Origin of the sequence: Streptomyces sp. SJL17-4, assembly GCF_036826855.1 — a bacterium.
Taxonomy (GTDB): Bacteria; Actinomycetota; Actinomycetes; order Streptomycetales; family Streptomycetaceae; genus Streptomyces.
Genome location: NZ_CP104578.1, coordinates 1,940,351 through 1,962,503, shown reverse-complemented (window position 1 = coordinate 1,962,503; position 22,153 = coordinate 1,940,351). Strand labels below are relative to the sequence as shown.

Annotated in this window: 22 protein-coding genes; 10 read left to right on the top strand and 12 right to left on the bottom strand. The window is 73.0% G+C overall.

Annotated features, from left to right (window positions below):
- Positions 1–48: 48 nt before the first annotated feature.
- Together N5875_RS08675 and N5875_RS08670 are read right to left on the bottom strand one after the other, a co-directional pair.
- On the bottom strand, positions 49–1,422 hold the full coding sequence (locus N5875_RS08675) for an FAD-dependent oxidoreductase (RefSeq protein WP_338492725.1): 1,374 nt from the start codon (positions 1,420–1,422) through the stop codon (positions 49–51).
- Between the two features lie 50 nt (positions 1,423–1,472).
- Positions 1,473–2,486: a DUF4349 domain-containing protein gene (locus tag N5875_RS08670; RefSeq protein ID WP_338492722.1), complete on the bottom strand. Its 1,014-nt coding sequence runs from the start codon at positions 2,484–2,486 to the stop codon at positions 1,473–1,475.
- Between the two features lie 165 nt (positions 2,487–2,651).
- On the opposite strand from N5875_RS08670, the gene hemG reads away from it, so the two are divergent.
- Positions 2,652–4,103 carry a protoporphyrinogen oxidase gene (gene hemG, locus N5875_RS08665; RefSeq protein WP_318212087.1) on the top strand — a complete coding sequence of 484 codons (1,452 nt, stop codon included), beginning with the start codon at positions 2,652–2,654 and terminating at the stop codon, positions 4,101–4,103.
- A gap of 17 nt (positions 4,104–4,120) precedes the next feature.
- Entirely contained in the window at positions 4,121–4,834 is a 714-nt protein-coding gene (hemQ, locus tag N5875_RS08660; RefSeq protein WP_189835811.1) for a hydrogen peroxide-dependent heme synthase, read from the top strand.
- 200 nt (positions 4,835–5,034) lie between these two features.
- On the opposite strand, the gene N5875_RS08655 is transcribed toward hemQ, so the two are convergent.
- The 4 genes from N5875_RS08655 to N5875_RS08640 form a co-directional block, all read right to left on the bottom strand.
- Positions 5,035–6,126 carry a TIGR04222 domain-containing membrane protein gene (locus tag N5875_RS08655; protein ID WP_338492709.1) on the bottom strand — a complete coding sequence of 364 codons (1,092 nt, stop codon included), beginning with the start codon at positions 6,124–6,126 and terminating at the stop codon, positions 5,035–5,037.
- Position 6,127: 1 nt separating this feature from the next.
- Complete coding sequence (locus N5875_RS08650) at positions 6,128–7,567, bottom strand: DUF692 family multinuclear iron-containing protein (RefSeq protein WP_338492707.1); 1,440 nt, start codon at positions 7,565–7,567, stop codon at positions 6,128–6,130.
- Between the two features lie 103 nt (positions 7,568–7,670).
- Complete coding sequence (locus N5875_RS08645) at positions 7,671–8,984, bottom strand: epoxide hydrolase family protein (RefSeq protein ID WP_338492704.1); 1,314 nt, start codon at positions 8,982–8,984, stop codon at positions 7,671–7,673.
- A gap of 23 nt (positions 8,985–9,007) precedes the next feature.
- Positions 9,008–9,715, bottom strand: coding sequence for a peptidyl-tRNA hydrolase (locus tag N5875_RS08640; protein WP_318212083.1), 708 nt, complete (start codon positions 9,713–9,715; stop codon positions 9,008–9,010).
- A gap of 71 nt (positions 9,716–9,786) precedes the next feature.
- On the opposite strand from N5875_RS08640, the gene N5875_RS08635 reads away from it, so the two are divergent.
- From N5875_RS08635 to N5875_RS08620, 4 genes are read left to right on the top strand one after another with little or no spacing between them, the layout of a single operon-like run.
- Positions 9,787–10,461 (top strand): AIM24 family protein, encoded by a 675-nt coding sequence (locus tag N5875_RS08635; RefSeq protein WP_318212082.1) that lies wholly within the window; start codon positions 9,787–9,789, stop codon positions 10,459–10,461.
- Between the two features lie 44 nt (positions 10,462–10,505).
- Positions 10,506–11,501, top strand: coding sequence for an ATP-binding cassette domain-containing protein (locus tag N5875_RS08630; protein ID WP_338499120.1), 996 nt, complete (start codon positions 10,506–10,508; stop codon positions 11,499–11,501).
- Complete coding sequence (locus N5875_RS08625; RefSeq protein WP_318212080.1) at positions 11,498–12,148, top strand: ABC transporter; 651 nt, start codon at positions 11,498–11,500, stop codon at positions 12,146–12,148. Before N5875_RS08630 ends, N5875_RS08625 begins: the two co-directional genes overlap by 4 nt.
- A 14-nt stretch (positions 12,149–12,162) precedes the next feature.
- Positions 12,163–12,336, top strand: a complete 174-nt coding sequence (locus N5875_RS08620; protein ID WP_338499390.1) for a hypothetical protein — start codon at positions 12,163–12,165, stop codon at positions 12,334–12,336.
- Between the two features lie 57 nt (positions 12,337–12,393).
- Here N5875_RS08620 and N5875_RS08615 read toward each other — a convergent pair whose 3' ends face one another.
- Both N5875_RS08615 and N5875_RS08610 read right to left on the bottom strand, forming a co-directional pair.
- The gene (locus tag N5875_RS08615; protein WP_338492699.1) at positions 12,394–13,311 is read right to left on the bottom strand and encodes a polysaccharide deacetylase family protein; all 918 of its coding nucleotides are present in this window, start codon (positions 13,309–13,311) and stop codon (positions 12,394–12,396) included.
- Positions 13,312–13,337: 26 nt separating this feature from the next.
- The gene (locus N5875_RS08610; RefSeq protein WP_318212078.1) at positions 13,338–13,535 is read right to left on the bottom strand and encodes a hypothetical protein; all 198 of its coding nucleotides are present in this window, start codon (positions 13,533–13,535) and stop codon (positions 13,338–13,340) included.
- 121 nt (positions 13,536–13,656) lie between these two features.
- Between N5875_RS08610 and N5875_RS08605 the strand changes: the two genes are divergently transcribed.
- Complete coding sequence (locus N5875_RS08605; protein WP_338492697.1) at positions 13,657–15,135, top strand: hypothetical protein; 1,479 nt, start codon at positions 13,657–13,659, stop codon at positions 15,133–15,135.
- Here the strand turns inward: N5875_RS08605 and N5875_RS08600 are convergent.
- The 4 genes from N5875_RS08600 to zapE form a co-directional block, all read right to left on the bottom strand.
- On the bottom strand, positions 15,121–15,999 hold the full coding sequence (locus N5875_RS08600; RefSeq protein ID WP_318212076.1) for a PPK2 family polyphosphate kinase: 879 nt from the start codon (positions 15,997–15,999) through the stop codon (positions 15,121–15,123). The two genes, N5875_RS08605 and N5875_RS08600, sit on opposite strands and share 15 nt — an antisense overlap.
- A gap of 101 nt (positions 16,000–16,100) precedes the next feature.
- Positions 16,101–17,474 (bottom strand): alkaline phosphatase PhoX, encoded by a 1,374-nt coding sequence (locus N5875_RS08595; RefSeq protein WP_338492693.1) that lies wholly within the window; start codon positions 17,472–17,474, stop codon positions 16,101–16,103.
- 135 nt (positions 17,475–17,609) lie between these two features.
- Positions 17,610–18,035 carry an OsmC family protein gene (locus N5875_RS08590; protein ID WP_318212074.1) on the bottom strand — a complete coding sequence of 142 codons (426 nt, stop codon included), beginning with the start codon at positions 18,033–18,035 and terminating at the stop codon, positions 17,610–17,612.
- Between the two features lie 33 nt (positions 18,036–18,068).
- Positions 18,069–19,154: a cell division protein ZapE gene (gene zapE, locus N5875_RS08585; protein WP_318212073.1), complete on the bottom strand. Its 1,086-nt coding sequence runs from the start codon at positions 19,152–19,154 to the stop codon at positions 18,069–18,071.
- Between the two features lie 36 nt (positions 19,155–19,190).
- On the opposite strand from zapE, the gene N5875_RS08580 reads away from it, so the two are divergent.
- The 3 genes from N5875_RS08580 to murC all read left to right on the top strand — a co-directional run bounded on the left by N5875_RS08580 (position 19,191) and on the right by murC (position 22,116).
- Positions 19,191–19,976: a pyrimidine reductase family protein gene (locus tag N5875_RS08580; RefSeq protein WP_318212072.1), complete on the top strand. Its 786-nt coding sequence runs from the start codon at positions 19,191–19,193 to the stop codon at positions 19,974–19,976.
- A gap of 106 nt (positions 19,977–20,082) precedes the next feature.
- Positions 20,083–20,565, top strand: a complete 483-nt coding sequence (locus tag N5875_RS08575) for an indole-3-glycerol phosphate synthase (protein ID WP_318212071.1) — start codon at positions 20,083–20,085, stop codon at positions 20,563–20,565.
- A gap of 150 nt (positions 20,566–20,715) precedes the next feature.
- A complete protein-coding gene (murC, locus tag N5875_RS08570) occupies positions 20,716–22,116 on the top strand; it encodes a UDP-N-acetylmuramate--L-alanine ligase (protein ID WP_338492688.1) in 1,401 nt (466 codons plus the stop codon).
- Positions 22,117–22,153: the final 37 nt, after the last annotated feature.

Genomic DNA, 22,153 nt, shown 5'->3' with positions numbered 1-22,153 from the left:
GTGAAGAATGGTCCGCAAACCGTCACCATGCGTGCTGGTCCGGTCGGGTCACATCGCCGCCCGAACAGCCGCCGTCGCCTTGCGGGCCGCGATCAGGACCGGGTCCCACACCGGCGAGAACGGCGGCGCGTACCCCAGATCCAGGGCCGTCATCGCCTCCACCGTCATCCCCGCCGTCAGCGCCACGGCCGCGATGTCCACCCGCTTCCCCGCGCCCTCCCGGCCCACGATCTGCACCCCGAGCAGACGGCCCGTGCGCCGCTCGGCCAGCATCTTCACCGTCATCGCCGCGGCCCCCGGGTAGTACCCGGCCCGGCTCGTCGACTCCACGGTCACCGCCACGTACCGCAGCCCCACCGCCCGCGCGTCCTTCTCCCGCAGGCCGGTCCGGGCGAGCTCCAGGTCGCACACCTTCGACACGGCCGTGCCCACGACCCCCGGGAACGTCGCGTAGTCGCCGCCGACGTTGGACCCGATGACCTGGCCGTGCTTGTTCGCGTGCGTCCCCAGCGGTACGTACCGCTCGCGGCCCGAGACCAGGTCCATGACCTCCACACAGTCACCGCCCGCCCAGATGTTCTCGTGGCCCCGGACCCGCATCGCCAGATCGGTGAGCAGTCCGCCGTGGGTCCCCAGGGGCAGCCCCGCCGCGCGGGCGAGGGAGGTCTCCGGCACCACACCCATGCCCAGGACGACCACGTCCGCCGGATACTCGGCCTCGTCCGTCGCCACCGCCCTGACCCGCCCGTCATCACCGGTGAGGATCTTCGTGACCTCCGCCGAGGCGACCGTCGTGATCCCCAGACCGTCCATCGCCCGGTGCACCAGCCGGCCCATGTCCGGATCCAGGGTCGCCATCGGCTGCTCGCCCCGGTGCAGGACCGTCACCTCGTAGCCCCGGTTGAGGAGCGCCTCGGCCATCTCCACGCCGATGTAGCCCGCGCCGACCACGACCGCCCGCCGACCCGGCGTCGCGTCCAGGGAGTCGAGCAGCGCCTGCCCGTCGTCCAGGGTCTGCACCCCGTGCACCCCGGGCGCGTCGATCCCGGGCAGCGCCGGCCGCTTGGGCCGGGCGCCCGTCGCGACCACCAGCTTGTCGAAGTCCGTCCAGGTCTCCGTACCCGTGTCCAGGTCCCGTGCGAGGACCCGCCGGCCGGGCACGTCGATCGACGTCACCTCCGTCCGCATCCGCAGGTCGATGGCGCGCGCCCGGTGCTCCTCGGGGGAGCGCGCGATCAGCTCGTCGCGCGAGGCGACGTCACCGCCGACCCAGTACGGGATGCCACAGGCCGAGTACGAGGAGAAGTGACCGCGCTCGAGCGCGACGATCTCCAGCTCCTCCGGCCCCTTGAGCCTGCGCGCCTGCGACGCGGCGGACATCCCCGCCGCGTCGCCACCGATGACCACCAGTCGTTCGCTCATGGGACGACGCTACTTCTCCGACGCCCATTCCCGGACGCTACTTCTCGACGCTACTTCTCGGGCGCCTCCGGAGGCGCCGGAGAGGTCACCGCCCCGGCGGCGTTCCGCTCCGGACCGGCCTCCCCGGGGCGCGGTACCGGCACCGTCGCGGGCGCGGCGGCGGCCCGGCGGGTGACGCGCGGGCGGATCAGGCGGTACCAGACGACGAAGACGATCAGGGCGACCGCGAGCCACGGGGCGAGCGCCGCCAGGACGATCACGACCCAGGTCACCACGCCCACCAGGGCGTTCCAGCCGCCGGCGAGGGCGTCGAGGAAGCCGGGCCGGCCCTCCTCGCGCTCCTCGGCCGGCGGAGCCTTCTTCTCGCTGAGCTGCAGGGTGATCGTCGCCAGCGAGGTTTGGTCCTTCAGCGAGGACTGCTGGGCGAGCAGCGCCTCCAGGTCCGCCTGACGCCGGCTCAACTCGCCCTCCAGCGTCACCACGTCGGTCAGCCGCTCCGCCCGGTCCATCAGCGCCCGCACCCGCGCCACGCTCGCCCGCTGGGTGGCGATCCGGCTCTCCACGTCCACGACCTGGCCGGTGACGTCCTTCGCGTCCGCCTTCCGGGCCAGCAGCTTCCCCGTCCCCGCGAGATCGGTGAGGACGGCGTCGTACCGCTCCTGCGGCACCCGCAGCACGATGCGGGAGGTGACGTACCCCTCGACCCGCTCCGTCGCCTCGTTCTCGACGTGCCCGCCCGCGCCCGCCGTCACCGTACGGGCCGTGGCGAGGGCCTTCGTCACATCACCGACCTCCACCGAGAGAGAGGCGGTGCGGATGACGTGCTGCTGCGCGGGGGCCTTCGAGGACGCCGACGGGGCCTTCTCGGCACCCGATCCGGCGTAGCCGTCGGTGGCGCCCCGCGCCGCCGTGCCGCCCCCCTTGGCGTCAGCGGCCGCGCCGAGGTCCCGCTTGCCGCCCGCGTCCCTGTCGCCGGCCCCGCAGCCCGTCAGGACCAGCGCGGCCGTGAGCAGGACCGCGCCCGCCGCCGCCCGTGTTCTCGCCGTCGTACGTGAGCTCCGCATCGAGTCCCCCCAGGGGTGTAGGTGTTGCCCGTTCGACGTACGAGCCCCCGGCACGGGTTGCCCTCCGGCGGTAGCGATGCGGTCACGGTCCGGCCTCGGAACGGGCGCGGGCGGGAGAGGGAGCCTCGGAGCGGGAGCCGAGGGGCGATTTGAGAGAGTGGTCCCATGAACGCGGACACCACGGGACCCCATGTCGTCGTCGCCGGAGGCGGTATCGCCGGACTCGCCGCCGCCCACCGGCTGGCCGTCGCAGGCCACCGGGTGACCCTCCTCGAAGCGGGACGGCGGCTCGGCGGCAAGCTGCTCGCCGGGGAGATCGCGGGCGCCCCCGTGGACCTCGGTGCCGAGTCGCTGCTCGCCCGCCGCCCCGAGGCGGTCGCCCTCGCCCGGGCCGTCGGCCTGGGCGACCGGCTCCAGGCCCCGGGCACGACCACCGCGTCCGTCTGGTCCCGGGGCGAACTCGTCCCCATGCCCAAGGGCCACGTCATGGGTGTCCCCGGCGACGCCCACGCCGTCGAGGGCCTGCTCTCCGCGGAGGGCGTGCGCCGGATCGGCCTCGACGCCGAACTGCCCCCGACCGGGATCGGCGACGACATCGCCATCGGCGCGTACGTCGCCGCCCGCATGGGCCACGAGGTCGTCGACCGGCTCGTGGAACCCCTCCTCGGCGGGGTGTACGCCGGTGACGCCTACCGCATCTCGATGAAGGCCGCCGTCCCCGCGCTCTTCGAGGCCGCCCGCAGCCACCCGACGCTCACCGCCGCCGTCCGCGCCGTCCAGCGGGCCGGAGCGGCCGTCCCCGCCGACGCGGCGGGCGCCGCCACCGGTCTCGGCGGCTCCGTCTTCCTCGGCGTCGACGGCGGCGTCGGCACCCTGCCCGGTGCCGTCGCCGACGCGATCCGCGCCGCGGGCGGCGAGATCCTCACCGACGCCCCCGTGACCGGGCTCCGCCGCACCGGGGCCACCGGCTGGCAGGTCGTCAGCGGCGACCGGGTCCTCGCCGCCGACGCGGTCGTCCTCGCGACCCCCGCCGGGCCGACCGCCGCGCTCCTCGCCCCGCACGCGCCCACCGCCTCCGCCGAGCTCGACGCCGTCGCGTACGCCTCCATGGCCCTGGTCACGCTGGCCTTCCGCCGCTCCGACATGCCCGTTCTCGCCGGCTCCGGGTTCCTCGTGCCGCCCGTCGACGGCCACACGATCAAGGCCTCCACCTTCTCCTCGCAGAAGTGGCAGTGGGCCGCCGACGGCGCCCCCGACCTGTTCGTCCTGCGCACCTCCGTCGGCCGGCACGGCGAGGAGGACCAGGTCCACCGCGAGGACGCCGACCTCGTCGCGGCCTCCCTCAAGGACCTCGCCGCCGCCACCGGGCTCGCCGCCCGGCCCGTCGCGACCACGGTCACCCGCTGGATCGGCGGTCTGCCGCAGTACCCGGTCGGCCACCTCGACCGGGTGGCGAGGGTCCGCGAGGCCGTCGCCGCCCTTCCCGGACTGCGTGTCGCGGGCGCCGCGTACGACGGTGTCGGCATCCCCGCCTGCATCGCCTCCGCCCATCGAGCGGCCGACGAGATCATCGCCACGTCGAAAAGGACCGACCCCGGTGCGGGGCACTCCCTGTGACGGGCGAGAATAGGCGTATGAGTGCGCCCGAAAAGATCCCGAACGCCGGTAAGAAGGCGAAGGACCTCAACGAGGTCATCCGCTACACCCTGTGGTCTGTCTTCAAGCTGCGCGACGTTCTCCCCGAGGACCGCGGCGGCTACGCCGACGAGGTCCAGGAGCTGTTCGACCAGCTCGCGGCCAAGGACATCACCATCCGTGGCACGTACGACCTGTCCGGTCTGCGCGCCGACGCCGATGTGATGATCTGGTGGCACGCCGAGACGAGCGACGAGCTCCAGGAGGCGTACAACCTCTTCCGCCGCACCCGCCTGGGCCGCGCCCTGGAGCCGGTCTGGTCGAACATGGCGCTGCACCGCCCCGCCGAGTTCAACAAGTCGCACATCCCGGCCTTCCTGGCCGACGAGAACCCGCGCGACTACGTCTCGGTCTACCCCTTCGTGCGCTCCTACGACTGGTACCTGCTGCCGGACGAGGACCGCCGCCGGATGCTCGCCGACCACGGCAAGATGGCCCGTGGCTACCCGGACGTCCGCGCCAACACGGTCGCCTCCTTCTCCCTCGGCGACTACGAGTGGCTCCTCGCCTTCGAGGCCGACGAGCTGCACCGCATCGTGGACCTCATGCGTCACCTGCGCGCCTCCGAGGCGCGGATGCACGTCCGCGAAGAGGTCCCGTTCTACACCGGTCGCCGCAAGAGCGTCGCCGACCTGGTGGCGGGCCTGGCCTGACGGCCGTACGAAAACCTGGTGGTGGCCCGGCTCCCGGTCGGGCGCGCCACCCCTCGACCCGGAAGATCAGACGGCAGGCGTGACCATGCCTGCCGCTCCAGCGACACCGGGTCCGGCTCCGGGTGCGGCGCGCATGACGCGCGCCGCACCGGCGTCATTTCCGGGGTCTTCCCGCTCTCAGCCGCCACACGAACGGGCGGTCAGCTGCTGGAGCTGGAGCACGAACTCCCGCTGGAACTGGAGCTGGAGCACGAGCTGGAGCTTGAACTCGAGCACGAGCTTCCGCCGCCCCCACCCCCGCCACAGCTGGAGCCGCCCCCGGAGCAGGCCCCGGACGAGCACGACGACCCGGAGCCCCCGCCGGAGCAGGAGCTTCCGCCCCCGCCTCCGCCCCAGCTTCCGCCACCTCCGCCGCCACAGGCACTGGTCCCCGCGCACCACACCGTGGCCGCCGCGAAGGCGTCCTCCGCGCCCGAGGTGCCGTACTGGTACTGCGGCAGGGGACGCCGGCCGCCCCGTCCGCGCCGCCGTGGCGGCCCGTAGATCCGGGCGGCGGCCACCAACTGCTCCCGCAGCACCGGATCGGGCAGCGCCCGCAGCCCGTGCAGGGCCACCAGCAGGCCCGCGTCCGCGAGATGGGCGTGCGCCCGCCCGAACGCGAAGACCGCGCGCCGCCCGGCCGGGGTGATCTGCCGGCCGGTGAGCGACCCGCAGACGATGGCGGTGACCAGCGCGGCGAGCAGGATCGGCACCACCTTGAAGATGAACGGGACCGGCATCCCGGAGTCGGTGTCCACGGTGGCGGCGAAGTCCACGACCGTGAGGACGATCGACACCGGGAAGAGCACGAACGCCGTGACGGCGAGCACGCCGCACCACCGGCCCGTGGTGCGCCGGGTCGCCGGGTCGACGACGAGCCCGCGCGCCGCGAGCCCGTCGCCGATCTCCTGGACCGCCGGGTGCCGCATGACGGCGAGCCGAAGGTGGTGCAGGGCCCCGTGCGGTGCGGCGGCGTGCGCCTGGAGCACGGCGCGCTCCACCGGGTCGTACGCCACGGGGCGGACGACGGCCACGATGCCGGGGCCGCCGATCGCCAGCCTGCCGTCCGCCTGGAGGGCGGACAGGGCGGAGTCGACGACCCTGGCGGGGCCGCCGTTGAGGAAGGCGGCCTCGTACCGGTCGTGGACCGGTCCGCCCGGTCCGCCTCGGGTCCGGACGACCCGGCTCACGAGCAGCGTGATGCCGGCGATGCCGGCGAGGTAGTAGAGCGCGGCCAGGACGTTCACGAACACCTCACTTCCGTACCAGTGCGTGCCGGGCGGCCCGGACGAGCCGGGTGGCGCGGCCCGGCGGGCGGCTGCCGGAACGGTCCTGCCACCACTCCGTGAGCCGCCGCCGGGCCGCCGGGTCCTCCGGCCGCCCCGCGACAAGGAGATGCTCGGCGAAGTCGAGCGCGTCCCGGCGGTAGCCGCCGGTCATGGGCCGGGATCTGGCGTACGCGAGGAACGCGGGCCGGTAGCCCTTGCCCAGGATCTCGGGGAGCTCCGGTGCGACCTTCGCGACGACCCCGGCCCGCTTGGCCGCGAGCGCCCGGCTCTGTACGCCGAGCCGCCGGCTGTCGAACCCCTCGGGCACGGGAGTCCCGGCGACGAGCGCGGACAGCAGGGCGGCCTGAGCGACGGCGACGCGCTGCCGAGCACCCTCGCGGGGAGCGGGCCCGGTGGCGACGGGTGTCGGGGCGACGGGTGCCGTGGGGGCGGGTGTCGCGGGGACCACGCCGGGCATCGGCCCACCCGAGACCCGGGCACCGGCCCCGATGAGCAACGGCTGCGCCGCCGCCGTGGGCACAGTCCCCGTCCCACCACGCGGTGCCCTCACCCCGTGCCCCGCTCCACTGCGCGCCACTCGGGAAGCCCCGGTCAGGGTCGCCCGGATGGCGCGGAGCTCGTCGCCCAACTCCTCCCCGGGAGGAAAGTCGTCGTCCCGCTCCAGCAGCACCCCCGGCGGCGTCACCCGGGACGCGAGATCCGCCAGCACGTCCAGCACCGCCCCCGGCACGGGATGCGCGTGCGTGTCGTGCCAGACCCCGTCCCGCTCGACACCCCCCGCCACGTGCACGTAGGCGATCGCCTCCACCGGCAGCTCCGACAGGGCCCGCGCCGGGTCCTCGCCCCGGTTGACGTGGTTGGTGTGCAGATTGGCGACGTCGATGAGGAGCCGTACCCCCGTACGCTCCACCAGCTCCGCCAGGAAGCGTCCCTCCGACATCTCCTCGCCCGGCCACGAGACGAGCGCCGCGATGTTCTCCAGGGCGAGCGGCACGGGCAGCGCGTCCTGCGCGATCCGTACGTTCTCGCAGAGCACGTCGAGCGCGTCCCAGGTCCTGGGCACGGGAAGCAGATGGCCCGCTTCGAGCTGCGGGGTCGCGGTGAGCGGCCCCCCGGCCCGTACGAACGCGATGTGTTCCGTGACCAGCGGCGCCCCGAGCGCCACCGCCTTCTCGCCGAGCGCGGCGAGCCGCGCCGGGTCGGGGCGGTCCGCGCCCCCGAGCCCCAGCGAGACGCCGTGCGGCACGACGGTGACGCCGCGCTCGCGCAGCCGGGTCAGGGAGTCGGGCAGATGGTCGGCGCAGATGTTCTCCGCGACGACCTCCACCCAGTCGATGCCGGACAGGCCCTCCACCGCGTCAGCGATCTCGGGACGCCAGCCGATGCCGATGCCGAGTTCCGTCATGTCCCCCTCCTTCGGTCCTCAGTCACCCACCTGATGGCCCCGGCGGCAGGGTTCGAATCCACGGAGGGGCACGTTCAGAGCTTGATTTGAGGTTCCATTTCGGTCACGCCGAACGGGGGGAGGCCCTCCGGAAGCTCCGGAAGAACCTCCGTACGTCCCCGACGAGCAGCTCCGGCTGCTCCATGGCCGCGAAGTGCCCGCCCCGGTCGTACGTCGTCCACTGCACGATCCTGTTGGTCCGCTCGGCGATGTGCCGTACGGGGATGAAGTTGTCGTGCGCGAAGTCGGCCAGCGCGGTCGGTGTGTCGGAGGGCTCCGGGGGCGTCCCCCAGTACGCGGCGTGCGCACGCTCGTAGTAGATGCGGGCGGAGGAGCCGGCGGTGCCGGTCAGCCAGTACAGCATCACGTTGGTGAGCATCAGGTCGCGGTCGACGGCGTCCTCGGGACACGTGTCGGAGTCGGTCCACTCCTTGAACTTCTCGGCGATCCACGCCAGCTGGCCGACCGGCGAGTCGGTCAGGCCGTACGCGAGGGTCTGCGGCCGGGTGGACTGGATGTCGGCGTAGCCCTGGCGGTCCCGGCTCCACTCCCGCATCCGCTGCCAGGAGGCAAGGGTGCGCGCACGTTCGGCGGGGTCCAGCGCGTCGAGCTCGTCCGTGTGGGGTTCCTCCGTCACGGCCGAGTTCGGCAGCAGGTTCAGGTGCACACCGATGACGCGGTCGGGCAGGGTCCGGCCGAGCTCCCGGGAGATCACCGCCCCCCAGTCGCCGCCCTGCACCCCGTACCGCTCGTAGCCAAGGCGCTCCATCAGCTCGGCGAACGCGGCGGCGACCCGCTTGAACTCCCAGCCGGTCTCCCGGGTGGGGCCGGAGAGTCCGAATCCGGGGATGCTCGGCAGCACCAGGTGGAAGGCGTCGGCGGGGTCGCCGCCGTGCGCCCGTGGGTCGGTGAGGGGGCCCACGACCTCGCGTCCGAATCCGGGGATGCTCGGCAGCACCAGGTGGAAGGCGTCGGCGGGGTCGCCGCCGTGCGCCCGTGGGTCGGTGAGGGGGCCCACGACCTCGGTGAACTCGACGATCGAACCCGGCCAGCCGTGCGTCATGATCAGCGGGGTCGCGTCGGGCTCCGGCGACCGGATGTGGGCGAAGTGGACGTCGGCCCCGTCGATCGTGGTGGTGAACTGCGGCCACCGGTTCAGCCGGGCCTCCGCCGCCCGCCAGTCGTACGTGTGCCGCCAGTGGCGCACGAGCTCCTGGAGGTATCCGCGGGGGATGCCGTACGCCCACCCCACCCCGGGCAGCTCGTCGGGCCAGCGGGTCCGGTCCAGGCGCTCGTGGAGGTCGTCCAGCTCTTCCTGGGGGACGTCGATACGGAACGGGCGGAGGTGGCGGCTGCTCTCGTCGGCCAAGATCGTCATGCCCGCACCCTACGGACCGGCCGTCAGGCCCGGGACAGCCGGAGGTGCGAGGCGAAGAGGGGGCTTCCCTCGGACACGACGGTGGGGCCGGGGGCGATCTCCGTGAACCCCGCGTCCCGGACCAGCGGGAGACCGCTCGCCGTCAGGGCGGGCCACTCCGCGGCCGACGCGGTGCGGACCGCGAGCGGGAAGCCCGCCTCGTGCCAGGCCTTCCGGTCGGCATCCCCCATCGCCCACCACAGCAGCTGCGCCCCGTGCCCGGCCTGGGCCATCGTCTTGCCCGCCGACATGTCGAGCTCCGGGTTGATCCACAGCACCACCGCCCCGTCCGGAACGGGTCCCGGCGCCACCGGGTCGTCCAGGTCCGTGCCCGACACCTGGAGCTTCGCCAGCTCCTTGGGCCAGCCGTCGAGCGGGACCGGCGGGAAGACCCGTACCTCCGCCTCCAGGCCCTCGACCGTGATCCCCGGGAGCGCGCCCGCGCGCCGCCACTCCGCGCCGCGCGCCCGGCGCACCACCTTGCGGATCCTGGCGTCCTGCCAGTCGGTCATGGCCTGCGCCCACTCGCCCTCGCCGAGCGAGCGGTCGTCGGTGAGGATCTCCAGGACGGCGCGTGCGGCGGTCTCCAGGGCGTCGGTACGGGACGGCGGCGCGTCCCGTTCGATCCGTACGACCAACGGCAGGACGAACTGGGGCTTCTCATCGCGAAGATCGGTCTCGTTGCTGCTCACCGGGCAATTCTGCCACTGCCGTCACGAGCGATTCTTGTGGGAATGAGCGCTTCCGGGTCAAGATGCCCCTCATGAAGAGTGATCTTTTCACCGGCGAACACCTCGCCGAGACCGCGGACTTTCCGGGGATGACCCTCCAGAACGCGAAGTCGGTCAAGTACACCGTCAACGGCGAGATGCACGCGCGTCAGGGATCGATGATCGCCTTCCGCGGCGACCTCCAGTTCGAGCGCAAGGGCCAGGGCATCGGCGGCCTGCTCAAGCGGGCCGTCACCGGCGAGGGGCTGGCGCTGATGGCCGTGCGCGGCCGGGGCGAGGCGTGGTTCGCGCACGAGGCGCAGAACTGTTTCATCGTCGAGATCGAGCAGGGCGACGCGTTCTCGGTCAACGGCCGCAACGTGCTCTGCTTCGACGCCACCCTCCACTACGAGATCAAGACCGTGAAGGGCGCCGGCATGACCGGCGGCGGCCTCTTCAACTCCGTCTTCTCCGGATACGGCAAGGTCGCCCTCATGTGCGAGGGCACCCCGATCGTCATCCCCGTCACCCCGCAGGCCCCGGTCTTCGTCGACACCGACGCCGTCGTCGGCTGGAGCGAGCAGCTGCACACCTCGCTCCACCGCTCGCAGTCCGTCGGCTCGATGATCCGCGGCGGCTCGGGCGAGGCGGTGCAGCTGAAGCTGGAGGGCCAGGGCTTCGTGGTCGTCCGGCCCAGCGAGCTGACCCCGCAGAAGTCCTCCGGTTGAGGCTGGAGCGCGTCGGGCGCCGGCACGGCCTCCGGGGGGCGTGGATCCTCCGCGAGGTGGACCTCGACCTGCCCGCCGGGGCCCTCGTCCGGGTCGTCGGCACGAACGGCACCGGGAAGTCGACGCTGCTCCGGCTCGTCGCCGGGGTCGACGCGCCCACCGCGGGCCGGGTCACGGACCGCCCGCCCCGCACGGCGTACGTCCCCGAACGCTTCCCGGTCGCGCTGCCCTTCACGGCCACCGACTATCTGGTCCACCTGGGGCGCGTCCAGGGTCTTGGCACGGCGGTGGCGCGGACCCGGGCGGGGGAGTGGCTCGATCGCTTCGGCGCGGGCGAGCACGCCCGTACGCCCATGGCGGAGCTCTCCAAGGGCACGAGCCAGAAGGTCGCCGTGGCCCAGGCCCTTCTCGCCGACCCGTCCCTCCTCGTCCTCGACGAGGCCTGGACCGGCCTCGACACGGGCGCGCGTGCGGAACTGGACGCGGCGGTCCGCTCACGCCGGGCGGCCGGCGGAACCGTCGTCTTCGTCGACCACGACCCGCGCCGGCTGGAGGGGGAGCCGTCCGCGGTGTACGAGGTGCGGGAGGGACGGGTCAGGGAGGCCGAGAACCCGGTCAGGCCGGGCGCGGGTCCCGTCGGCGTGGGCGTCGGGCCGGTGGGCGTGGGCGCCGACGCGATCGGCGTGGGCTCGGGGCCGGTCCATGCGGGTGCCGGTCCCCTCGGCGTGGGCGTCGGTCCCGTCGGCGCGGGCGCCCGGCCGGTCCATGCGGGCGGCGCCGGTCACCTCGGCGTGGGCGCCGGGCCGATCGGCGCGAGCCCCGGGACGCTGCCGCGTGTGCGGATCATCGTCTCCGGCGGCCCGCGTGCCCTCCCGCCCCCGGAGCGGCTTCCCGGTCACCCCGCCGTCGCACCCGGACCCGACGGCGACGGGACCACCGTCCTCACCGTCGACGCCGCCCACTCCGACGCCCTGCTGAGCGCGCTCCTCGCCGCCTCCTGGCACATCCACCACCTCGGCTCCGAAGGCGTACGCGTATGACGGCGCTCCTGCGCTACCAGACCGGCCTGCTGCTCCGCTCGCAGCGCTGGCTCGCACCGCTCCTCCTGTACGCGGCCTTCCTCGGCGTCGGCGTCAACGCCGGTGAGCCGGTCCTCGGCGCGCTCGGCTTCACGGCCGCCGCGCTGCTCCCCGTGACCGCCTGGACCGTACGGATCTGCGTCACGCAGGAGCCGTCCGCGGCCCGGAACGTCGTCGCGGCGACGGCCGGCCGGGGCCGCGCGCATCTCGCGGCGCTCGTCACCGGGACCGTGCTGCCCGCGCTCGTCGGCGCGGTCGCGGTCCTCGCGGTGACGGCGACCGGCGACCGGCGGGGTGTCACCGCGCCCGCCGCGGTGACCACGGGGCTCCTGGCCGCGCTGGCCTGTGCCCTGACGGGCGCCGCCGTCGGCGCGCTGGCCTCGCGCCCCTTCGTCCGGGCCCCCGGCTGGTCCGTCGCGGCCCTGGTCCTGGGCTCGCTGCTCGCCCTGGTGACCACCGGCTCACCGGCGAAGCACGCGATGACGGCCCTGATCACCGGCGCCCGCACGGTGACCGCCGACCCGCCGTGGCTCGCCTGCGGCGGCGCCGTGCTCCTCGCGGCGGCGTGCGCGGTCCTCGCGAGCGGGGCCACGGCCCGCCTGGAGTGAGTACGCTCGAAGACATGAACGACATGACCGAGTCCACCGAGTCCACGTCGTACTGCGCCACCCCGGAGCCCGGCCCGAAGCCCGAAGCGGCGGCCGAGGGCCCCTTCGCCGACTGTGTGCTGTGCCAGGAGCCGACCGAGTACCCGGATTCCACGAAGGGCATCACGCTGTGCCCGGTCTGCGAATGACGGGAGGCGGAGCGCACCGCCTGCTCCGGCTAGGGCCTGTCCGGCAACAGCCGGAGGTCACCCGCGCATCAGTTCCGAGACCTTCACGAAGCGGTAGCCGCGGGCTCGGAGTTCCGGGACGATGCGGCGGATGGCCTGCTCCGTGACCGGGGCCGCGCTGCGCGTGCAGTGCATGACGACCAGCGAGCCCGGCCGCACGCCGTCGAGGACCTGCTCGGCCACCGCGTCCGCGTCCTTCGCGAAGGCGTCGCCGCTGACCACGTCCCACTGGACCGCCGTGACACCGGTCGGGGCGAGCGCGCGGAGGGCCGCGTCGTCGTAGCAGCCGCCGGGGAAGCGGAAGTACGGGACGACGTTCACCGCCCCGGCGTCGCGGAACGCGTCGAAGGCCCGCTGCACGTCGTCCGCCATGTCGGGCTTGGCGACGGTCGGGAGGCCGTAGCAGGGGGACGCGAAGGCGTAGTGGCTGTAGGAGTGGTTCGCGATCTCGAAGCGCGGGTCGACGCCGATGGACTTCGCCTGGTCCGGGTACTCCTCCGCCCAGCGGCCCGTCATGAACACGGTCGCGTCCACCTTGAGCCGGCGCAGGGTCGCGATGAGCTGCGGATTGTCGAAACGCTCGCCCTGGGCGGCCCGAGGCCCCTGATCGGCCGTCATGTCGGCGTCGAAGGTGAGGGCGACGACCTTTTCCGCGGCCTTCGACGTGCCCGGCCCCGCGGCCTCCCCCGCTTTCGCCCGGCGTGTGTACACGGGGGTGAGTCCGCCCGGCCCCGGAGCCATGGTGGGCGGAGCGGCCGGGACGCGCGCGGGCTTGGGCCCGGCCGCCGCGGCGCTCGCCCGGGGTGACGGGCTGCCGGTGGCGGCCGGTTCCTTCGCCGGCGGGGCCGGGGGCGTTTCGGCGGTGCCCCGTCCACAGCCGACGAGGGCGGCGCCCAGAAGACCGAGCGCCGCCAGGTTTCGTACAGAAGTGTTCACGATCGGAAGTTAACCGATCAGAGTCTCTAACGCTCGCGACTCGACAGCAGCAGCACCCGAGTCCACGCGCTGAGCTGACGCACCATCGCGTCGGCGTGCGCGGCCCGCTCCCGCCGGAAGGGAAGGACGAGCAGGGCGGGTACGAAGGCGAGCGTCACGAGGAGCAGGGGCAGGATCGCCACGAGAACGATGAGGGCGCGCTGGGCCCAGCGGAGAGTACGCATCGGGTTCCTTGGGGTCTGTCGGGTTCTGGATGAGCGAGCCCCCACCGTCGGACCCGTCCGGTACGTTGCGACAGCGGCAACCGTTGCCGGTGTCGGGGCAACGCCCAGGGGGAGGTGTGCGATGACCGAAGTCGCCCGTACGCAGGGCAGTTCGTCGGAGATGGAGCGCGGCGGGGTCGCCGAAGTTGCCGCGCTGGGCAACGTGTTGACAGGCCTGTTCAAGCGGCTGGACATCCCTCAGGCTCAGTACGCCCACCGCGTCCACCTGGACAAGTCGGTGGTCTCCCGCTATCTCTCCGGCCGCCGCATCGCGCCACAGGACTTCCTCGACCGCCTGGTCCAGGAGGTCGAGGAGCACATCGGAGCTCCGCTCCAGCCGGAGGCCAAGGAGGCTCTTCGCGGTCAGAGGCTGGAGGCGCTGCGGGTCTGCAACCCGGACGAGTTCCGGCTGGAGAGCCTGCGGGACGAGTTGGCGCGCTCGCGGCGGGACGCTGACCGTGCCCACCGCAACATCGAGGCGCTGCACGCCCTCCTCGACAGGAAGGAGGCGGAGGCCCGGGACGTCGCGGAGGACCTCACGCGCCTCCGCCTGGACTGGGGTACGGAACGGGCCGCCCTCGCCCGCGCCCAGGAGGCGCTCCTCCGCCAGGTCGACCAGCTCCGCCAGGACCTCCGGGACGCGGAACACCTCCGCGAGGAGGCGGAACGCCACGGCTTGGAACTGCGGGAGACGGTATTGCGCCTGGAGGAGGAGCTGTCGCGGACCGGAACCGGTGACCTCCCGTTGGAGGCCTTCAAGAGCCGGCTGATGGTGCTGCGGAAGGAGGCGAGGTTCCCGGAGGCTTCCCGGGAGCTGAGCGAGGCGGCCTGGTCACGCTCCTTGGAGGAGGTCATGGAGCTGATGCACTGGCTGGGGGACGACGCGGAAACGTTCGCGGTGGACGTCGCACGGCTGAGGCCGTTGGAGGACGTGCTGGCGCTCGCCCCGGAGGTGGCGCGACTGGAGAGCGCCTGGTTCCGTGACACGTGGACGATCGCCGTGGCGGGTCGGGTCACCCCGGGGAACGCGCCGGAAGTCCATCAGGCGATGGGCGAGGACGGAGGCGACAGGGTGATGGCCGAGGCGGTCGGCCGCGCGCGGAGCGACTGGGACGCGGTCGCCCTCGTCCTGGCGGTCCTGTCCGACGGCAGCTCCTTGGCGGAGCTACCGGGACTGAAGCTGGCGCTGGGCATGAAGCGTCGCGCCGACCGGTACGGACTGCGGGCTTCGGTGGAGCTGGTGAAGGCCGGGAGGCCCGACCTGGCTGCGGACCTTCTCGAGGGCGCGCTGTCGTTCCGCCCCTGGGGAGCCATCGTGCGGGACCTGGAAGAGATGGGCGACGCCCCGGCCGCCGCCCTGTTCGACCTGGCCGTGTCGTCGCAAGACGGAATGACCCTGACGGAATTCGCCGTCCATCTGGCCCACGTGGGCCAGAGCCCCTTGGGCCACCGATTCCTCACCGCCCTGGACGACCGGGGACGCCTCGGGCTCCTCGACCTCGGCGCGCACACGTACCTGCTCCAGGAGGTCACCCGCTGGCGCCGCTCACGTGGCCAGTAGCAGCCGCCGGCTCTCTTCCACGTCGAAGTCCCCCGGCGGGTACGTCGGGTCCAGCGCCTCCAGGTGTTCGAGCAGCAGCCTGCTGATCGCCCAGTTCCGGTACCACTTGCGGTCCGCCGGGACCAGGTACCAGGGGGCCTCGTCCGTCGTGCAGCGCTCCAGGGCGATCGCGTAGGCCTTCTGGTACGCCGGCCACATGCGGCGCTCCTCGATGTCGCCCGCGTTGAACTTCCAGTGCTTCTCCGGGTTGTCCAGGCGTTCGAGGAGGCGGCCGCGCTGTTCCTCGTACGAGATGTGCAGGAAGACCTTGACGACGGTCACGCCGTCGTCGGCCAGGGACGCCTCGAAGCGGTTGATCTCGTCGTAGCGGCGGTCGAGCCGGGAGCGCGGGACCAGCTCCCGTACGCGGGCGATGAGCACGTCCTCGTAGTGCGAGCGGTCGAAGATCCCGATCTCGCCCGGACCGGGGAGCGCCTTCATGATCCGCCAGAGGAAGGGGTGGCTCCGCTCCTCCGGCGTCGGGGCCTTGAAGGCGTGGATACGGCAGCCGGACGGGTTGAAGAGGCCGATGACGTGCTTGACCGTGCCGCCCTTGCCGCTGGTGTCCATCCCCTGGAGGACCAGGAGCACGCGCCGGCGGTCACCGGCCGTGCTCGCCGCGTAGAGGCGTTCCTGGAGGCCCGCGAGGCGCGGTGCGAGGGCGGCCGTGGCGGCCAGACCGGCCGCCTTGTCGGCGGGGCCGCCCGGGGTCGCGGCGGCGTCGTACGCGGCGAGGTCGACGCGCTCGCCCCCGGGGACGCGGAGCAGCTCACGCAAGGACGCGTCCTGCCGCTTCCGCTGCCTGCTGCCGTCCTTCTTCGCCACCTCGTGCCCCTTCCACCCGCCGCTGGTGCGCTCGTCCTCCCCCGATCCTGCGACGGAACCCGGCCGCCCGCGAGCGCGCGCGGCCGGGCACCGCCCTCAGCTCAGCACCACGGGCCGGTCACCGCGAACGTCGTCCCCGGCGTGTAGCAGTTGACGTACATCGTTCCCCGGTCGGGGGAGAAGGTGACGCCCGCGAACTCGCCCCACTCCGGGGCTTCGGGCGTGCCGATGTTCTGCCCGCCCCGGGCGACGGCGTACACCTCGCCCTTCTCGCTCACCCCGTAGACGTGCTGCGCCCCGTCGCCGTCCTCGCTGACCATCAGGCCTCCGCTCGGTGCCAGACAGATGTTGTCCGGCGATTCGCCGGGCAGCCGGATGTCGGTGTCCGGGCCGAAGACGACGACCAGGGTGAGCCGGCGCCGGTGCGGCTCGTACTTCCAGACCTGGCCGAAGTGCGTCGCGCCGGAACCGTCCTTCACGCGCGCGAAGGAGGACACGAAGTACACGGCGCGGCCGCCCCAGTAGCAGCCCTCCAGCTTCTGCGCGTGGGTGATGCCCCGGGGGCCGAAGTCCTGGTGTCTGATCGGGGTCTGTGCCGCCTGCGGGTCGGGTACGGGGACCCACTCGATCCCCTCGAAACGGGTGCCCGCCTCCTGGATCACCGAGAGGTCGGCGACGCCCGGGACCCGCATGGCCTCCAGGGCGCCGCCCGCGCGCAGCGAGCCGGTGCCGCCGAGCGGCCGGTGGGGGAGGAAGCGGTAGAAGAGGCCGAAGGGGCGCTCGAAGGCGTCCTCCGTCTCGTAGACGATGCCGCTCGCCGGGTCGACCGCGATCGCCTCGTGCTGGAAGCGGCCCATCGCGGTGAGCGGGACGGCTCCGGTGCGGTGCGGGTCGGCTCCGTCGACCTCGAAGATGAAGCCGTGGTCCTTGGTGTAGCCGTTCGTCCCGGCCTTGTCCTCGGTCTCCTCGCAGGTCAGCCAGGTACGCCAGGGGGTGGGCCCGCCGGCGCAGTTGACGGCCGTACCGGCGATGGCGACCCGCTCGCCGAGGACGTCGTTCCGGCCGTCGAGCTCCAGGGCCGTACAGCCGCCCTTGGCGGCCGGGTCGTACGTCAGGCCGGGGACGGTCGGGACGCCGACCTTCCCGGTGACCCGGTTCTCGTGGTTGCGGACGAGGTGCACGCGGCCGCGACGGCCGGCGAAGGCGCCCATGCCGTCGGGGTTGCTGGGGACGGGGCCCTCGCCGGAGCGGAGCGGATCGCCCTGCCGGGAGAGGACCCGGTAGCGGAAGCCGGCCGGAAGGTCGAGCAGACCGTCGGGGTCGGGGACGAGGGGGCCGTAGCCGGCCCGTCCCGTGTGGCCGCCGGCCGCGGCGCTCGCGCTGCCGGCGAAGAGTTCGGAGAGGGTGCCGGTGAAGGCGATCCCGGCGGCGGTGGCGCCGGTGCGGGACAGGATCTGACGTCGTGTTGCGGACATGAGGCAACCCACTTTCCTGTTGGCGGACAGGTGTGTGAAATGACGTGTGACCCGCATGTGTGTATCACGCACTGTGGTGACACGTGAACCATGCGGGTCACAACTGCCTCATGTGGCGCGTGTTCTGACCGGGGGTCAGGCCAGTTCGGCGGTGAGCGTGATCGTCACACCGGTGAGGGCCTGGCTCACCGGGCAGTTCTGCTTGGCGTCCTCGGCCAGCTCCTGGAACTTGTCCGCGTCCAGGCCAGGTACGGTGCCGCGCACGGTGAGGTGGCTGGTCGTGATGCCCGTGCCGGGCACGAAGGTCACGTCGGCCTTGGTCTCCAGGCGCTCCGGCGCGTTGCCGGCCTTGGCCAGGACGTTGGAGAACGCCATGTTGAAGCACGAGGAGTGCGCGGCGGCGATCAGCTCTTCCGGGCTGGTCTTCCCGTTCGGCTGCTCGGTGCGGGCAGGCCAGGAGACGTCGAACTTGCCGAGACCGGAGGAGTCGAGCGTGACGACACCGGAGCCCTTGAGGAGGTCGCCCTCCCAGACGGCGTGAGCGCTGCGCGTTGCGGCCATGGTGATCCCTTTCGATCGGGTATGGCCTCCAACCTACTGCGCCACCAGCCCCTTGGCGTCGCGGGCGAGCGCGGTGAGCCGGGAGATCGCCCGGAAGTACTTCTTGCGGTATCCGCCGTTCAGCATCTCGTCGCTGAACAGTCGGTCGAAGGGCAGTCCGGAGGCGAGGACGGGTATCTCGCGGTCGTACAGCCGGTCGGCCAGGACGACGAGGCGGAGGGCCGTCGACTGGTCCGGGACGGGCTGGACGTCGGTGAGGCAGACAGCGGTGAGGTCGTCGGTGAGCGCGCCGTACCGGCTCGGGTGAACCCTGGCCAGGTGTTCGAGCAGATGCGGGAAGTCGTCGAGGGAGGCACCCGGCGTCGCGTACGCGGTCTCCGTGACGACCTGGTCGGAGTAGGGGGACGGAGCCTCGGGCAGACCGCGGTGGCGGTAGTCCTCGCCGTCGATGCGCAGCGGCCGGAAGTGGGCCGAGAGGCCCTGGATCTCGCGCAGGAAGTCGGCGGCGGCGAAGCGGCCCTCGCCGAGCTTGCCGGGGAGCGTGTTGGAGGTGGCGGCGAGCGCCACGCCCGATTCGACCAGCTTGCCGAGCAGGCTGGAGACAAGGACGGTGTCGCCCGGGTCGTCGAGCTCGAACTCGTCGATGCAGAGGAGGCGGTGCTCGCTGAGGGTCTTCACGGTCTGCTGGAAGCCCAGCGCGCCGACCAGATTGGTCAGCTCGACGAAGGTGCCGAACGCCTTCAGGGCGGGCTCGGCGGGAGTCGCGTGCCAGAGCGAGGCGAGCAGATGGGTCTTGCCGACGCCGTACCCGCCGTCCAGGTAGACCCCGCGCGGCCCGGTCGGGGCGGCCGGCTTCCGGGCGAACCAGCGGCGCTTCCCGGCACCGGAGGCGTGCGCTCCGCCCAGGCCCTCGGCGAAGGAGCTCAGCGCCTTGACGGCGTCCGTCTGGCTGGGCTGGTTCGGGTCCGGGAGGTACGTGTCGAACCGTACGGAGTCGAAGCGCGGCGGCGGCACCATCTCCGCGACGAGCCGGTCGGCGGGGACGTGGGGCTCTCGCGAGCAGAGCGAGAGCGGGGCCGCTGAGGTGGATGCGGCTGCGGAGAGGGCACGGGTCGACACAGTTCCCCACTGTAAGCGCCATGTCAGACTCGAAGGATGCGACGCCTGTTCCCTGTGACGGACATGACAGCCCACACGACCGAGGCGGGGGGCGGCGGGGACTGGTCCCTCGACGCGCTCGCCGACGCCTACGCGTACCCGGAGCTGCCCGAGGGCGAGGGCGCCTGGCTGCGGGCCAACATGGTCTCCTCGCTCGACGGGGCGGGGCAGCACGACGGGCGCTCCCAGCCGCTCTCCTCCGAGGCCGACATGCGGATCTTCGGCACCCTGCGGGGCCTCGCCGACGTGGTCGTCGCCGGTGCGGAAACGGTGCGCCTGGAGGGTTACCGCCCCGCACGCGCGCGCGAGGCCTTCGCGGCCCGCCGCGCCGCCGCCGGACAGGGACCGGCCCCGGTGATCGCCGTGGTCAGCGCCTCCCTGAACCTGGACTTCTCGCTGCCGCTCTTCACCGAGCCGCTGGTGCCGACCCTGATCCTCACGGGCGCCGCCGCGCCCGCCGAGCGGGTGCGGGCCGCGCGGGCGGCGGGCGCCGAGGTGCTGGTGGCGGGCGACGGGGCCGGGGTCGAGCCGGCCCGGGCGAAGGCGGTGCTCGCGGAGCGCGGGCTCCGGCGGCAGCTGACCGAGGGCGGGCCCCGGCTGCTCGGCCAGTTCGTGGCGGCGGGAGTCCTCGACGAGCTGTGTCTGACCGTCTCGCCGACGATGACGGCGGGTGACGCCCAGCGGATCGCCGGGGGCCCTTCGGTGGCCGTCCCGACACGCTTCGCCATGGCTTCGCTGCTGGAGCAGGACGGCTTCCTCTTCAGCCGCTACCGTCGGATCTGACAATCGGCGGAATTTGTCGTTCCGCTTACCGTCCGCTGGGCACACTTACTGTCGCAGACCCCGTGCGAGCACGGGGAAGGATGGATTCCGCAGAAGGGCTCCTGAGGTGTTCACAAGCGTTCTGATGATCGAGAAGCCCCTGACATCCGTCGACGTGGAATTCGTCACCACGCTGCACGGCGACGAGGGCGTGTCCTTCATCGTTCTGATGCAGCCGCGTGGTGACCAGGCCGATGTACTGCTGCGTGCCATCGACGACGTGGCCATGGGCGAACTGAAGGAAGCGACCCGCGAGGGCGATGAACCGGAGGGCAAGGAGGCCAGGCGTCCCGCCGAGCTGGCCCTGGAGCAGTCGCTCCGGGCGTTGAGAGACGCCGGCTGCGAAGCGGTCGGCCAGGTCGTCGAGGACCACCCTCTCACCAAGATGAAGGCGGTGGTCGAGGAGTCGGAGGCGGACGAGGTGATCGTGCTGACCGCCCCGCACTACGTGGAGGAGTTCTTCCACCGGGACTGGGCCTCCCGGGCCCGCCACAAGGTGGGGGTCCCCGTCCTCAAGCTCTTCGCCCACAGCGAGGAAGCCACCGAGTAGAAGCGAGGAAGCCGCCGAGCGGACCGGCCCGGCCCGCGTCCGCGCCCCGTGCAGGGGGCGCGGACACGGCCCGGCTCCCGCCGGGCCCACCCGGCGGGAGCCACTAGGCTGGGGTCTTCCACGCACGACGCACCCCGGGGAGAGATCCGCATGGCACCCGCCATCCCTGCCGCCATGGAACGGCCGCACTTCATCGGCATCGGCGGTGCCGGAATGTCGGGCATCGCGAAGATCCTCGCCCAGCGCGGCGCCAAGGTCGCCGGCAGTGACGCCAAGGAGTCCGCGACCGCCCAGTCGCTGCGCGCCCTCGGCGCCACCGTCCACATCGGGCACGCCACCGAGCACCTCGCCGACGACGCCTCCGCCGTCGTCGTCTCCAGCGCCATCCGCGCCGACAACCCCGAGCTGGCGCGCGCCGCCGAGCTCGGCATCCCCGTCGTCCACCGCTCCGACGCGCTCGCCTCCCTCATGGACGGCCTGCGCGCGATCGCCGTCGCCGGTACGCACGGCAAGACGACGACCACCTCCATGCTGGCCGTCGCCCTCACCGAGCTCGGTCTCGACCCCTCGTACGCCATCGGCGGCGACCTCGCGGGCCCCGGCACCAACGCGCTGCACGGCGAGGGCGAGGTCTTCGTCGCCGAGGCCGACGAGAGCGACCGCAGCTTCCAGAAGTACGACCCCGAGGTCGCGATCGTCCTCAACGTCGAGCTGGACCACCACGCGAACTACGCCTCCATGGACGAGATCTACGAGTCCTTCGAGGCCTTCACGGCCAAGATCCGCCCCGGCGGCACCCTGGTCGTCGGCGAGCACGCGGGCGCGCGCGAGCTGGCCCGCCGGGTCGCGGACCGCGACGGTCTGAACATCGTCACGGTCGGTGAGTCCGAGGGCTCCGACGCCCGCATCCTGAAGATCGTCCCGAACGGGATGAAGAGCGAGGTGACGGTCGCGCTCGACGGCGTCGAGCACACCTTCACCGTCTCCGTACCCGGCCGCCACTACGCGCACAACGCCGCCGCGGCCCTCGCCGCCGGCGCCCGCGTCGGCATCGACCCGGCCGAGCTCGCCCAGGCGCTCACCGCGTACACCGGCGTCGGCCGCCGCCTCCAGCTCAAGGGCGAGGCGAAGGGCGTCCAGGTCATCGACTCGTACGCGCACCACCCCACCGAGATGACCGCCGACCTGGAGGCCATGCGCGGCGCCGCCGGGGCCTCCCGCCTCCTGGTCGTCTTCCAGCCGCACCTCTTCTCCCGCACCCAGGAGCTGGGCAAGGAGATGGGCGACGCGCTGGCCCTCGCCGACGCGTCCGTCGTCCTCGACATCTACCCGGCCCGCGAGGACCCGATCCCGGGCATCACCAGCGAGCTGATCATCGCCGCCGCGCGGCAGGCGGGCGCCGACGTCATGCCCGTCCACGACAAGACGACGGTGCCGCTGGTCGTGGCGGGAATGGCCGGCCCCGGCGATCTCGTTCTCACCATGGGCGCGGGCGACGTCACGGACCTCGGCCCGCTGATCCTGGACCACCTGGACCACCTGTCGAAGTAGTACCGGCCGAGAGCGGAGCCGGTCGAAGCAGCAGAGG